A 13976-nucleotide genomic window follows, 5' to 3' on the forward strand; every position below is an offset into this window, starting at 1 on the left:
TATGGCAGCAGAAATCATCAACGGAGAAAAAGTAATAGGAAGGCCGAAAGCCCTGTATGCGGATTACCCTCGCAAAGGCGGGGCAGCTTCAACAGCCACTCATTACTGCCCTGGCTGCGGGCATGGAGTCCTGCATAAGCTTATTGCTGAAGCAATCGATGACCTCGGGATTCAGGACAGGACAGTTATGATCAGCCCTGTGGGCTGTGCAGTCTTTGCTTACTATTACTTTGACGCAGGCAATATCCAGGTTGCCCACGGGCGGGCGCCTGCGGTAGGGACAGGGGTTTCCAGGGCTGAAGAAAATGCCGTGGTTATCTCTTACCAGGGAGACGGAGACCTTGCTTCCATAGGCCTGAACGAGACTCTCCAGGCCGCAAACAGAGGTGAAAAGCTTGCGGTCTTTTTCGTAAACAATACCGTCTACGGAATGACGGGCGGACAGATGGCACCCACAACTCTGGTGGGCGAAAAAACAACAACGTGCCCTGAGGGGCGGGACCCTCGTTTTGCAGGTTATCCCCTCCACATGTGCGAACTGCTGGACAATCTTAAGGCTCCGGTTTTTATCGAGAGGGTGTCAGTCTCGGATATTTCCCATATAAGGAAGGCCAGAAAAGCCGTAAGGAAGGCGCTTGAGATCCAGCGTGACGGCAAAGGATATGCTTTTGTTGAAGTCCTTGCCGCCTGCCCGACCAACCTGAGAATGGACGCGGAACAGGCTATCAGTTTCATAAATGAGGAAATGGAAAAAGAATTTCCCCTCAAAAACTTCAGGGACAAAGCCGAAGAAGTCGAACCTCTGCACCGTGGAGTCAGCGACTTTACAACTGAAACCCTTGAGAAGCTGTATGGCATTGAAGCCGCTGCTGAAGAAAAACCTGCCAGAAAGGATTTTGCCCCGATCCAGACCAAAATTGCAGGTTTCGGAGGGCAGGGCGTCCTCAGCATGGGCATTATCCTTGCGCAGGCCGGAGTAAAGGCAAACCTCAATGCGTCGTGGTTCCCATCCTATGGCCCGGAACAGAGGGGAGGCACATCGAATTGTTCGGTCGTTATTTCAGGACAGCCTATAGGCTCTCCTACGGTTTATACTCCGGATATCCTTGTAGCTATGAACCGCCCATCTCTCGAAAAGTTCGAAGGGGCAGTCAGGGAAGGAGGTCTTATCCTTTACGATTCTTCTATCGGTGAAGCCGAAACGCCTGCCGGTGTCAAAGCTGTTGCAGTTCCTGCAACCGAAAAAGCCAAGGAAGCCGGTTCGGAGCAAGCCGCCAATTCCTTCATGCTCGGAGTCCTTGTAGGGCTTGACGCAACAGGTATGGAAGAGGAAGTTTTTAAGGAAGCCCTTGCCGAAAACTTCGCAGGGAAGCCAAAAGTTATCGAATTTAACCAGATGGTTCTCGAAGCCGGGGCAAAGTGGGCAAAAGAAAACGTTAAGATCTGAGGATTTTAAGGCTTGAGGAAAAACTGAGTATCCAGATCACTCGAATTGCATGAAAAGAAGGTGGAGAAAATTTTTCTCTACCTGCTGATACTATTTCCCGGCGGCTTTCAAGTGATTTTCAGCTAATGCTTCCGCTCTCTAATTGCTTAACTGTCCAACTATCGAACTGCCATGTGCAGAAAATTGCTCCGGAAGGTACAAACTACTCAAAAACTCAATCGGCAAGTGCAATTTATTGAAAAAAACCTGTAATCAGGCATATGATTGAATCTGGAGCCAATCATAAGCTTTATTAAAGCCGGATACATTGTAAGGAAAAAAGAGATTTTTATAAATTGCTTTTAAAAGTATTACCTGAAAAGCAATATTATCTTAAAAGATCTTAAAAGCAGTTTATAGGTCTGGAGATGGTAGGGGCTGAGTCCCTATTCTCAGGTCCCTACCTGCGATCCAACCCAAAGATTAAGAGGAAACCCTATTACTCTCAATCTCAATTTAGAAGTAGATGGTAGGGGGCTGAGTCCCTATTCTCAGATCCCTACCTGCGATCCAACCCAGAGATTGAGAGGAAACCCTATTACTCTCAATCTACAAGTCTTTTATAAGGACATGGGGATATATATCATAATCGACCCAAAAAACAATTAGTGATCTTATTTTTGTTTAGTTTATTTATTTTTTATATTGACAAAATACTTAATGGCATTGAAAATTTTAAAGGCATAAAACAAACCTGTTCCTTTTAAATATCTGCAAGGAATTTTAGAGCTATTTTCTGACTACTTTACAGTCTCACGTTAAGATATAATGCGTTTAAGTTAAGTATACTGGTTAGGATGATAATTCAAGTTAAGTATACTGGTCAGGATGATAAATTCAAGTTTAGATGTATATCATTTTAAACTGTAAGCGACTCGTTTTGAGACACAACCAATATCAAGTAACCAGATAAAAAGACCAGTCCCAATACCATCAATTTCGGCAACCATAAAGATCCTCTCATTTAAGGTTCAGGAATCTGATACGCCTACCTCCTGCATACTGACAGGAAAATACTGAGAATGATGTCAAACTAAAAGCATGAGAAAACGAAAAAATGCCTTGTCTGCACACCATATCTAAAGCGGTTTCCAGCGAAGTAGATAAAAACCTGAGTTTAGGAACGGTCATAAGGTTTATAAAAAATAAAGACATTATGAAAAAGAGTAAGTGATCCAGAAAATTAGTTTGGAAGTAGATGGTAGGGGGCTGAGTCCCTATTCTCAGGTCCCTACCTGCGATCCAACCCAAAGATTAAGAGGAAACCCTATTACTCCTAATCTATACCTCTATAGTGGCGTGGGAATATATATCATAACCGACCTAAAAAAATGTATGTAATCCTAATTTACAATCATGTTTAAGATTTTTATGGCAGCAAAACTTTTAATGATATTAAAATATTTAATTGAAATAAAAATTAAAAATTTAATTACTACAAATATTAGTAAATTAATCAGTAAATAAATATAAAGAAGTCAAATTCCTCGCCCAAAATTTTAATAAAATATAATAATTTTCTCTCTTCTAAGTTTCAACACGATTGAAACATCCGGGTTTAAAGAATAGAATCGTTTCCTGATAAAAAACCAGATTTGAATCCGATTCTGATAAACCAGCCCCTGAACGAGTTGAAAATCAGTTTCTCTTGACCATAAGTTTTCCCTCTGAGCGCAAGCGTTGACCCGCGACCGTTGCGCCGGTCGATCACACTCCGGTTACACCGGTCTAGATAAATCAGAGTTTTTGATAAAACTTTTTTTGAAAAAGTTTGTGCTCTTGATAAGTTTTTAAAACTCACGGGACTCTGGTAAAAATACGAAAAATTTCTGTCCCATGAATAAGCCCTCTTGAGCGAAGCGAAAAGGGCTGCGTACTCCCGAGGCGCAATTCGGGCGAGGCGCAATTCGGGCGAGGCGCAATTCGGGGCGTATTCCTGAGGCACATCTGGATGGCAATTCAGATATTAATTAAGGTGAATGATAGGAATCCTGATTCCATTTGCGGATCCCTATCGATGATCCCTACCCCATAAGATTGAGAGGAAACCCTATAACTCTCAATCTGCATCTCTTGTTATTGTATCTTGAAATATATATTATAACCCGTCTAAAAAATAGTTTCTGATTAAATTTACTGAACTAATGTATTTTTTTGCTCCTATTAAATATTTCAATCAAATAAAACAGAGCTCTATAAAAATACATGCAAAAACTGTAATTGAGATAGCAGGAAATTAAAAAGAAAAGGTTCAGAAAGGTTGTTCAAATATTGAGCCTTCTGAAACGTGCCTTTGAGTTAAATATTAAATAAGATAAGCCTTGAGAGGCGGGAAACCATTAAAACTTACAGAACTGTAGCTCTGGGTATAGGCGCCTGTTGTGAAGATGTAAACACGGTTTCCGTCTCTCATTGTATGAGGGAAAGTATATTTGTGCTGTTCATAAAGGATATCCATGCTATCACAGGTCGGACCTGCAAGGATTACCTCTTCGGCGCAGCCATTTTTATCGCAGAAGATTGGGTATTTGATGCATTCATCAATGGTTTCTATGAGACCTCCGAATTTGCCGATATCAAGATATACCCATTTATACTGGTTAAATCTGGCCTTCTTGGAGATCATTACAACTTCACTTACGATTACCCCGGCATCGGCAACAATAGAGCGTCCGGGCTCGATAAGAATTTCAGGCAGCTCCTCCCCGAAATCCTCATGTAAAAAGCGGCGGATTTCCCGTGCATAGGTTTCAAGATCATGAGCCTGCGCCTGGTATTTTGCAGGAAAACCTCCACCGAGGTTGATCATCTTCAGACGTATGCCCTTTTCAGCCACTGCCTCAAAAAGGTACTTGCACTTGGAAATCGCATTGTCCCACTGGCCAATGTCCCTTTGCTGGGAACCGACATGGAAAGAGAGTCCGTAAGGCTCAAGCCCCAGTTTTTCAGCCTTAAGAATAAGCTTATAAATCAGGTCAGGATGCGAACCGAACTTCTTTGAGAGAGGCCAGTCAGCTCCATCGCTTTCGGTAAGTATGCGGAAAAACACTCTGGAACCAGGGGCTCTTCTGGCTAATTTTTTTAAATCGCTCTCAGAATCGGTAACATAAAGCCTCACTCCCTTTTCATATGCGTACTCTATGTCCTTCTCTTTTTTGATGGTATTGCCGTAACTGATCCTTTCAGGTTCTACCCCAAGCCTGAGAAGTTGATCAAGCTCGTAGACCGTTGCCACATCAAAATTCGAGCCTTTATTTTTCAGGGCAAGCACAACCTCATCCATAGGGTTAGCCTTTACCGCATAGTGAATTTTTGCAAAAGGCATGTGCTCTACCAGCTCTTCAAAGCTTCGCTCAATTCTCTGCAGGTCAACGACTAAAAACGGGGTTTCCTTATCCCGGGAGAATTTTTTTATCCGGTTAAACTCCTCTCTTGAGACGAAATCCTCCAGCGGAAATACGTAATGCTCTCTTCTCATATCTACTCCCTTATCAAAATTGAAATGTTCGTAATCAAGTTTATGTTAATACTAGTTAATAATTTTTAGCATCTCCAGTATTTGTAATGATTATTAAGTTTATAATCAATTATTTTGACAATGCGCTAAATAAAGCGATTCAAATAGGATTTAACGTATATAAAACTAATTATTGGTGAATATAGAGACACAAAACTAACTGAAATCAAGAAATATTTAACATAAATCGTCACATTATGAAAAAAGGATTAATTAGGCTGTTTTTTTCCATTAAAGGTACCAAAAATCCTTTTATGCCTGGAGAGGAAATGAGAAATCGTAAATAGTTGCAAAATTGAATAAGCATTTTTTGCCCTGAAGAAGAAATATTAAAGGCTTAAACCCAGATAAATGATTAATTAAGCAGTTAAATGATTGAAAAGCCCCTTCTTAGCAGTATTTTTACAAATGAAACTTCTTAAGCCGCTTTCATTAAAGCCGGAATTTGTGCATATTGTAATAATTTTATTGTGTTCCAGGCAGACCTTTCTTTCTTGTTCTGAGCAGTGCTATCAGTATGGCTATTCCTACAAGTATAAGGCCGTAAGTTATGACATCCAGGCTTAACTGGGAAAAAAGAAATACCGTAGAGAGGGTACCAAGAAAAGGGAGCAGGGGAAAACGCCCAATATTCAGGGGTACTCTGTATGGGCGATTTCTTTCGGGATCAGTATAACGAAGCTTTATCAGGGAGAGGTTAACCATAAAAAAGACAATAAAAATCATGAAATTGGAAATATTTGCTACTATCGCAATATCCCTTAAAAGCACAAACAGGATTGAGAGGCAGGCAACCCCGAAAATTGCAACCCATGGCGTATGGTAACTGGCGTGTACCCGGGAGAGACTTCCCGGAAGTGATCCTGCATATGCCATGCCGTAAACAATTCTTGACCCTCCGAGCATAACCACAAGTACAGTATTCATTGTGGAAAAAAGGGCAATCCAGGACATTATGACAAAAGCGTCATTTCCAAGAGAAACAGCCACAACATCTGCAAGCGGAATCTCTGAGAGTCCGAGAACCCGATAATCAAGTACGCTTACGGCAGTTACTGCCACACACATATAAAGGAAAACCGTAAAAAATATGGCAATAAGCAGGGCTTTTGGAGTAGTTTTTTCCGCTTCTTTTGTTTCCTGAGATAACCGCACAATATCTTCAAAACCCAGAAATGCAAAAAAAATCAAAGTTGAAGCCTCAAATATTCCTGCCAGATCCGGAGCTTCTAGATAATTTACCGTTCCAAGGTAAGGAAATCCCGTGTAAATGACAATTAAAAGCCCGGACACTTCTATTAGACTTATTAGAATAGCCAGCCGGGCAGATTCCTTGATCCCGTAAACCATTATAAGGCTGAGAAAGATAAACAGGCCTATTGCCCCTATTAAGTATCCGCTCCCGAAAAGGTTGCTGAAATATCTGCCAAAACCGAGGGCAACCGCAGAACTTGTTATTACCACGAAATAGATGACAAGCAGCCCCACGAATAGGCCAATGCGTTCTCCGAAAGCTCTCTTTACAAACTCGTATTCCGCACCTGCCCTGGGATACATGGAAGCAAGTTCCATATAGCTAAGGGCGGAAAGTGCAGCCGTTGCCCCGGCAAATAGGAAAGAAAACCAGACCATATTGCCTGCAAGCCCTGCAGCTCTTCCCATGAGCACGTAAATCCCGGCTCCGAGAATATTGCCAATTCCTACCAGAGTAATCTCCAGCAAATTCAGTTCCTTTTTTAGTTCAGACTCTCCTTTCATAAAAACCCCTGCGCCTAAATTCAGAACCAAAATAATCTAAAAATTGGACCAGGCCCATTAGAAAGATTATCTCCTGAAGGCTTACTACCGGGTAACAAGAACCCGGTCTCAAAACTACCCATTTATAGAATGCTCTAATCCAAATAAAAGGCTTAGTTTCTTTAATTACGCTTATCCTACACGTTATTGTGCATGAGATTTCTGCATAAAGCGCAGTCCTGATCCGCAGGACCTTATGTTGTCATTATTCAGGATATTATAAGTTTGTATGAAAATGAAATAAGTGGGAATCAGGAGTTTCTTAGTTCCCACCTACAGGTAGCACCGAATATCTCTGCTAAAAAAGGTTGGTAAGGTTCCAGCCTGGCGGGCCTTACCGAGTTGAAATGAGCTTTACAAGCAAACTTAAAACAGGGATCTCCAGGTCGATGAAGAGACGCTTCAGGTTATGTTTTCATTTTTTGAGCGAGTTCCCTGCCGATTTCTTCAATCTTTCTCAAATCTTCTTCTCCGGGTTTGCCCTTCACCTGAAGCGTTCCGACAATTTCCATCTTCGAAGGAACCAGAATATCTCCTGCTTGCTTCAAAGCCCCTCCGCCCCAGCCGAAAGATCCGAGTATAACCCCATATTTTGCAGGCGGATTAAGGGCTTTCACCAGGTAAGTGCCGTAAACGGCAAGAGGGTGCATGCCTGCGAGCACGGTTGGGGCGCCGAGGATAATCGCACGGGAATCAACAAGTTCCCTTGCGACATCTCCTATGTCTGAAACTGCAAGGTCATATACTCTGACATCTACGCCTTCCTTCATCAGGACTTCGGCAATAGTTCTGACCATAAGCTTTGTGGAACCCCACATACTCACATAGACAATAAGGGCTTTGTTTTCGGTCTCCCCTGCAGTCCACTTTGCATAGGGCTCAAGTATGCGCTGAGGATTTTTATATATGGGTCCATGGCTCGGGGCAATAATTTCAATATCAAGATCCTTTATTTTTTCAAGAGCCTTTGCTCCCATTTTCCTGAAAGGCATCATAATTTCCCCATAGTAGCGTTTTGCAAGAGGGATAAGGTCTTCTAGCTCTTCATCATAAACGCCCTGGGCAGTGTGAGTCCCGAAGAAATCACAGGGAAAGAGTACCCTGTCTTCAGGCAGGTATGTGAACATGGTTTCAGGCCAGTGAAGCCAGGGAGCTTCGATAAATTGCAGGGTTTTCCCTCCCAGGTCGAGTGTATCACCTTCGGCAACGACTTTAACACGGGCATCTGGCAGTTCATGGTAGAGGCTTGCCATTTTCACACCCCTTTCCGTTGTAACAAGCATCGCGTTAGGGGCTCTATCCATGATATAACGAATTGCACTGGAATGATCGGGCTCGGCGTGATTCATAATCAGATAGTCCAGCTTTTCCAGGCTGGAAACCAGATTTATCTTCGCTTCGAACTCCTCTTCGAAACCAGGGTTCACTGTATCTATGAGGGCTGTTTTCTCATTTCCTTTCACAAGATAAGCGTTGTAGCTTGTTCCCTGAGGCAGCGGAATCAAAGCATCAAACATTCTGCGGTTCCAGTCTTTTGCCCCAACGCAAAATACATCTCTGGCAATTTCAGGAATACTGTATATCTCCATATTTTTCCTCCATTCCCCTGATAAAATAAAAATGGCTAAAAATAAGAAGCTGGTAAAGTATCTGTCCGCTTCTGCCAATCTGATAACTGAATTATTTAATGATTATATTGTAATTCGTCCGATATATTTATTGGGCAAAGACCTTAACTGACAGAATCCTGGCTGACAAAACCTCAACGTACAGGACTTTAACTTACGTCTCAATTCGATGAGCAAAAAGTAACTGTCCGGAAAAATGCGGAATAGAGCTGAATTGCCTTCTTTTTATTATTTGTTTTGAAAAATAAAAGAAAGAAAAACTTTATATAGACAGCAGTAAGTTATCTTCTTCCTAGCAGGCAAGAGTTCAAAAATTACGGCCTATGTGGCAACCCATGAGCCCGAAAAATATTCGGAACTGACACAAGGCTTTAAAATCTGCGATATGCGGTATAAAAGAAGGGATATTATGAAACCATCATCTATAGAAATGAATCCTAATAAACTGGTACAGTACCTCAATAAACCAGCAATTGAATTCACCAAAGAAGACATTATGAGGTTCGTTAGGGACAACGGCATAAAGATGCTCAACTTCCGCTATATTGGCGGGGATGGGAGACTTAAAGCCTTAAACTTCATTATCAGGAATGAGGAACATCTTGATACAGTGCTATCCACCGGAGAAAGAGTGGACGGATCAAGCCTTTTCAAATACATTGAGGCTGATTCAAGCGACCTTTATGTCGTGCCGAGATACCGCACTGCTTTTGTAAACCCGTTTGAAGAAATCCCTACCCTTGACTTACTTTGTTCATACTTCGATAAAGATGGAAATCCTCTTGCAAGCTCAGCCGAGAATATCATGAAGAAGGCTCATGATGTCCTGAAGGAGAAGACAGGCTACGAGTTTAATGCAATGGCTGAACTCGAGTATTATATTATTTGCGACAAAGACCAGATTGACACTGAGTTCCCGGCTATCGACCAGAGAGGGTATCATGAATCAGGCCCCTTCACAAAGTTTGAGCAGCTCAGAAAAGATACCATGCTTGCCATTGCCGAAGCTGGCGGACTGATAAAATACGGGCACTCAGAAGTCGGAAACTTCACTGACGATAACTACTACTACGAACAGAATGAGATCGAGTTCGAAGCCACAAATATTGAGGATGCTGCTGACCGACTTCTCATTGGAAAGTGGATGCTCAGAATGATTGCAGCCCAGTACGGAGTCACTGTCAGCTATGCCCCGAAGATTACTGTCGGAAAGGCAGGCAGTGGACTGCATATCCACATGAGGCTCATGAAAGACGGCAAGACAGCAACTGTTGACAATGCCGGGAATTTGAGTGATTCCGCAAAGAAGGCAATCGTTGGCTGCCTGGATGTTGCATCAGCAATTACTGCTTTTGGGAACACGATTCCGACATCCTACCTGCGCCTTGTACCTCACCAGGAAGCTCCAACCAATATCTGCTGGGGAGACAGGAATCGCTCTGCCCTTATCCGTGTACCTCTTGGCTGGTCCGGTGACGCAAGCAAAATGATTACCATTGCAAACCCGAACTATTCTGAAGAACTAAAGAATTACTACGGCAAACAGACGTATGAATTCCGTGCTGCAGACGGTTCTGCTGATATTTATCTCCTCCTTGCCGGACTTTGTGTTGGTACCCGTCATGGTCTTGAGATGGATAATGCCCTCGATCTCTCGAAGAAACTTTACATCAATGTAAATATCTTCAAGGACGAACACAAAGATAGACTTGCCGAGCTCGAACACCTGCCTGCTTCCTGCTATGAATCAGCCCAGGCTCTGAAAGACAAGAAAGAGATCTTCATGCAGTACGATGTATTTACCGAAGGCATGCTTGATGGAATCATCAGTAAGCTTGAGGCTTACAACGACTACCAGCTCAGTGAGAGACTCTACGGCAAGAACGAAGAAATCAGGAAACTTGTGGACGAATACATCCACATTGGCTGATACTGTTTCAGCACTTTAAAAAAACCTTTTTCTTTTTTTCACAAAAGGGCAGGGTTCTGCTTTTCTGAAAAGCAGGCCCTGTAAAAAACGAATTTCCTCCTCAGTTTTTGCAATTATTCTGATGCAGCCCGGCTTTTCCAAATAAAGCTAAAGATGAGCAGGGAATAAAAGTTCTGTAAACTGCCATGTGTGGGAACAGCTACTGATATTTTAAAAATGAAACTGTTCCAGAATCCTTTTTTCATTAAACTGAATTAAAGTGGATCTGGAGCTTCATAGTCTCTATCTTTACGCTTTATCCCTTATCTTAACAGCCGTTCCGTATGCAAGCATTTCAGCTGCCCCTGCCATTACCATGGAAGTCATGAACCTGACATTTACCACGGCATCAGCCCCCATTTTTTCTGCATCCTGAACCATTCTATTGATTGCTTTCTCCCTAGCTTCTTCAAGCATCTCGGAATACTCTGTCAATTCCCCCCCTACAATGTTGCGCAGACCTGACATGATATCCTTTCCAATATGCTTGGCTTGAATTGTACTGCCGCGAGCCATTCCAAGAGTATGCGTAATCTCCTTTCCTGCTATTATATCCGTGGTTGCGATTATCATGTTCTCACCTAATATCTTCGTTCAGTTTCCTTATCCTTAATGACCATTTTTTCTTTTATCAGCACTGACAAAACCAGTAATATACCTGCTACAACTGCCCCAATAGATATCTTAAGTACCATGCTGGACTCCTTGGTAAAAAGATTATAAAGGCCAAACCCCAGCAGAAAGATGATGCCAGTGACTACCAGTCCGATGCCAAGATTTTTCACTGCTGTGTAGCTGTTCATAAGGAGATCTCTAAACAAAGTTGGGAATTATCACAGAAACCAGGTTGCTTGAGTTCTTATATAAGTACAGGGTACTATTTCACTTTCTTGATATTAATAGGAATGTTTCGTTCAAACAACTTTTCTTTATGGAATCATGGCAGGACAAAAGTCTTCTTGAGGACCGAAAAGAAGGAAAAAGGAATTGGAATTATTCTGAATTATGAAAAAAGGTCAAAACTTGATTCCAGGTCAAAAGCTTAACTATAATATTACTACTTTAAGAAATAACTATAATATTACTACTTTAAGAAATAACTATGATATTATTACTGTAAGAAATAACTATGATATTAACTGCTGTAAGAAATAACTATGATATTAACTGCTGTAAGAAATAACTATGATATTAACTGCTGTAAGAAATAACTATAATATTAACTGCTGTAAGAAATAACTATGATATTAACTTCTGTAAGAAATAACTATGATATTAACTACTGTAAGGAAATATCTATTGCCTTGTGAAATATAGGTGTGCATAATTAGCCTGGAATATATTATGTTATATCACAATACATCATATTAATCATATCATATCATAATTCCGCCTCTAAAAACTTAAATTGTGTGTCAAACCTGCTGCGTGGATGTTAACAATGGCTGGTTCAGTAAAAAATAACCCGCAAAATAGACCACCTGACAATGATTGGAGATGTACGTTATATAAAATAATATTCGAAGCAGACACGCCCGCCGGAAAGCTTTTTGATGAAATCCTGATCCTTACCATTCTGCTTAGCGTTATTGTCGTTATTTTCGGCTAAAGTCGAGCATAATAAGTAAATAGTCAAGGCTGTGTGATTATCTAGTATAATGTCTACTGCTATTCATTTGAGACAAAATAGGAAAAAAGACAGAAAAAGAAATTTAAAAGGATAAGGGGGTAAAGCCTTGCAGGTTTTAAGCCTGCAAGGGGATTGACGTATGAGAACGCGGGAAGGGTGTGAACTCCCGCATAGGATGTGTGTGGCACCTGCCCATGCCCGTTTTTCAGTGATCGGCAGAATGCGTTTAACGGGTTGTTTGCACATTATATATTGGCTTTCTTTCTATTTATACCTTTCGCAAGGTTTTAGTAATATGAGATGGAATAGGTAAGTGCTGGCATAGTTGGTATATGATTTTGTATATGCAGAATAATATGCTGTGTCAGAAAAGGAAGCACATAGAGAGGCAAGTCACAATATAAAAGGTGAAAATTGAAGCTTGCTTTTGCAATAAAATGTAAAAAAGAAATAGTATTTGTGCAGTATGGCACACTGTTTTTATGTTGTCGTCATCATCAAGTTTCAACGCTTTCCGAAAATATATAACTTGAAAGGATACTAGGTTTTTGCAAGGTACTTGCGGATTTCGTCAAAAATCTCCGAAAAACCTATTATAGTCTCTTAATACTGTAGCCTGACTAGCTTTAACTCCTGTTGTCTCAGAAGCTAGCTTTAAAGCTTCTTCTGCTTTTTTCCCGCTTTTTACTAACGACTTATACATTTTAGCGTTTTCTTTTCGTTTTATTTCTTTCTCTGCAAGCTTAGTCTTTTTCTCTACAATCTTTTCAGGGTTCTCTCCACTTTCCTCCATCTTAGCTATAGCCCTTAGATTCATCTCTCTTTCTATTCTCCTTCTTTTCTTGTCATAGGCATCACTGAGAGGCTTAGGAGGCGTTGAGAATTGAATGTAATTAAATACAACTCCATGTGCTCTTAAGAACGGATAAAGATTAGCTCCTCCATCCTTTGTAGATATTTTCTTTACTGTGGATAGTTTGCCTAACGAAATACCTTTATCAAAGAAAGCCTGGGTCATTGTTACTTTATAGTGAATCAGAGTCCTTGCAATCTTATCTACAAAGGATTTATCAGGGCTTGAAAGTATCAGTAAATTATTGTTGGTCCTGAATGTCTGCAGTAGTTTAGTCATTACTTCATTTTGCTCTGACTGCCAATTTCTACAGCTTAAACCTTCTGCACCTGCATCATCCAGAATGTATATACCATGCTGCTTAATGTTCTTGGCTATCCTGATTGTTTCCTCTGCTGTTAAGATCCCTACATTTGCCAGGGTGAAATAGTCTTCAGGTCTACCACCTAGACGCTTTGCAAACTCCATAGAGCAATCGAAAGCCAATCTAAGAGAAGCATAGGATTTACCTGTACCTGTCTTACCTTCGAAAAATATAATAGCGTGTTGATTGTGACCGCCACATATCTTATTTGCCAGTATTTCCGAAAAAGTAATAGCAGGGGTTTCAACATCAGCTTTCAAGCCCATCTATTTCACCTTCTTCTGGGAGTTGATAACCATTAGGGTAATACTCTGCCTCAAGTGCAGAAGGTCCAGAGGTTGTTGTAGAGATTACAGTCTGTCTTTCTACAATTGATAGGACATCATCCATTAAGGTCATTATTTCCCCTACAATTTCACAGTCAATATCAAACTTCTTTTCTCTCTGTAAATCAATGTCCTTTATCTTTGCAGCTTCAGACCTTTTTTGATTTCTAAGTTCAATCAGTCTTTTTCTCTCCTTCGGATTTGGAATATAGTTAATTATCATTGAAGTAAGAAGACTTATTTTCGCCTGTATATCTTTTGTATTTTCTGACGCTGCACAAAGTTCTCCAAACTTGTAAATGGAATTCATCATCAGGTTAAGATATTGCTGTTTTGGTGCCAGTATAGCTGCAGGAGTTTGCATGCTGAATGTTGAATTTCCGTTTTCCCCTGTCATTTAAATCCC

At 41.0% G+C, this 13976-nt stretch carries 10 protein-coding genes; 3 read left to right on the forward strand and 7 right to left on the reverse strand.

Annotation, left to right across the window (positions count from 1 at the left end; all coding sequences use genetic code 11):
• The first annotated feature begins 1 nt into the window (after nucleotide 1).
• Nucleotides 2-1447 (forward strand): 2-oxoacid:acceptor oxidoreductase family protein, encoded by a 1446-nt coding sequence (locus tag EQO05_RS00865; protein ID WP_128502851.1) that lies wholly within the window; start codon nucleotides 2-4, stop codon nucleotides 1445-1447.
• 2344 nt (nucleotides 1448-3791) lie between these two features.
• Here EQO05_RS00865 and EQO05_RS00870 read toward each other — a convergent pair.
• From EQO05_RS00870 to EQO05_RS00880, 3 genes are all read right to left on the reverse strand, one after another.
• A complete protein-coding gene (locus EQO05_RS00870; RefSeq protein WP_128502853.1) occupies nucleotides 3792-4964 on the reverse strand; it encodes a type III PLP-dependent enzyme in 1173 nt (390 codons plus the stop codon).
• A gap of 504 nt (nucleotides 4965-5468) precedes the next feature.
• Nucleotides 5469-6761 carry an APC family permease gene (locus EQO05_RS00875; protein ID WP_128502855.1) on the reverse strand — a complete coding sequence of 431 codons (1293 nt, stop codon included), beginning with the start codon at nucleotides 6759-6761 and terminating at the stop codon, nucleotides 5469-5471.
• 446 nt (nucleotides 6762-7207) lie between these two features.
• Nucleotides 7208-8389, reverse strand: coding sequence for an FprA family A-type flavoprotein (locus tag EQO05_RS00880; RefSeq protein ID WP_128502857.1), 1182 nt, complete (start codon nucleotides 8387-8389; stop codon nucleotides 7208-7210).
• Between the two features lie 448 nt (nucleotides 8390-8837).
• On the opposite strand from EQO05_RS00880, the gene EQO05_RS00885 reads away from it, so the two are divergent.
• Complete coding sequence (locus EQO05_RS00885) at nucleotides 8838-10358, forward strand: glutamine synthetase family protein (protein ID WP_128502859.1); 1521 nt, start codon at nucleotides 8838-8840, stop codon at nucleotides 10356-10358.
• Nucleotides 10359-10646: 288 nt separating this feature from the next.
• On the opposite strand, the gene EQO05_RS00890 is transcribed toward EQO05_RS00885, so the two are convergent.
• Both EQO05_RS00890 and EQO05_RS00895 read right to left on the reverse strand, forming a co-directional pair.
• Nucleotides 10647-10970 (reverse strand): YbjQ family protein, encoded by a 324-nt coding sequence (locus EQO05_RS00890; protein WP_128502861.1) that lies wholly within the window; start codon nucleotides 10968-10970, stop codon nucleotides 10647-10649.
• Nucleotides 10971-10978: 8 nt separating this feature from the next.
• A complete protein-coding gene (locus EQO05_RS00895) occupies nucleotides 10979-11200 on the reverse strand; it encodes a hypothetical protein (protein ID WP_128502863.1) in 222 nt (73 codons plus the stop codon).
• Nucleotides 11201-11838: 638 nt separating this feature from the next.
• Between EQO05_RS00895 and EQO05_RS00900 the strand changes: the two genes are divergently transcribed.
• Nucleotides 11839-12006, forward strand: coding sequence for a hypothetical protein (locus EQO05_RS00900; RefSeq protein WP_240664253.1), 168 nt, complete (start codon nucleotides 11839-11841; stop codon nucleotides 12004-12006).
• Between the two features lie 592 nt (nucleotides 12007-12598).
• Here the strand turns inward: EQO05_RS00900 and EQO05_RS00905 are convergent.
• A complete protein-coding gene (locus tag EQO05_RS00905; protein ID WP_128502864.1) occupies nucleotides 12599-13510 on the reverse strand; it encodes a hypothetical protein in 912 nt (303 codons plus the stop codon).
• Complete coding sequence (locus tag EQO05_RS00910) at nucleotides 13494-13967, reverse strand: hypothetical protein (protein ID WP_128502866.1); 474 nt, start codon at nucleotides 13965-13967, stop codon at nucleotides 13494-13496. Before EQO05_RS00910 ends, EQO05_RS00905 begins: the two co-directional genes overlap by 17 nt.
• Nucleotides 13968-13976: the final 9 nt, after the last annotated feature.

Origin of the sequence: Methanosarcina sp. MSH10X1 (assembly GCF_004099695.1) — an archaeon.
In the GTDB taxonomy this organism is placed as follows: domain Archaea; phylum Halobacteriota; class Methanosarcinia; order Methanosarcinales; family Methanosarcinaceae; genus Methanosarcina.

Coding starts and splice junctions, on each gene's coding strand:
- EQO05_RS00865 (WP_128502851.1), top strand. CDS start 2: ATGGCAGCAGAAATCATCAACGGAGAAAAAGTAATAGGAAGGCCGAAA.
- EQO05_RS00870 (WP_128502853.1), bottom strand. CDS start 4,964: ATGAGAAGAGAGCATTACGTATTTCCGCTGGAGGATTTCGTCTCAAGA.
- EQO05_RS00875 (WP_128502855.1), bottom strand. CDS start 6,761: ATGAAAGGAGAGTCTGAACTAAAAAAGGAACTGAATTTGCTGGAGATT.
- EQO05_RS00880 (WP_128502857.1), bottom strand. CDS start 8,389: ATGGAGATATACAGTATTCCTGAAATTGCCAGAGATGTATTTTGCGTT.
- EQO05_RS00885 (WP_128502859.1), top strand. CDS start 8,838: ATGAAACCATCATCTATAGAAATGAATCCTAATAAACTGGTACAGTAC.
- EQO05_RS00890 (WP_128502861.1), bottom strand. CDS start 10,970: ATGATAATCGCAACCACGGATATAATAGCAGGAAAGGAGATTACGCAT.
- EQO05_RS00895 (WP_128502863.1), bottom strand. CDS start 11,200: ATGAACAGCTACACAGCAGTGAAAAATCTTGGCATCGGACTGGTAGTC.
- EQO05_RS00900 (WP_240664253.1), top strand. CDS start 11,839: ATGGCTGGTTCAGTAAAAAATAACCCGCAAAATAGACCACCTGACAAT.
- EQO05_RS00905 (WP_128502864.1), bottom strand. CDS start 13,510: ATGGGCTTGAAAGCTGATGTTGAAACCCCTGCTATTACTTTTTCGGAA.
- EQO05_RS00910 (WP_128502866.1), bottom strand. CDS start 13,967: ATGACAGGGGAAAACGGAAATTCAACATTCAGCATGCAAACTCCTGCA.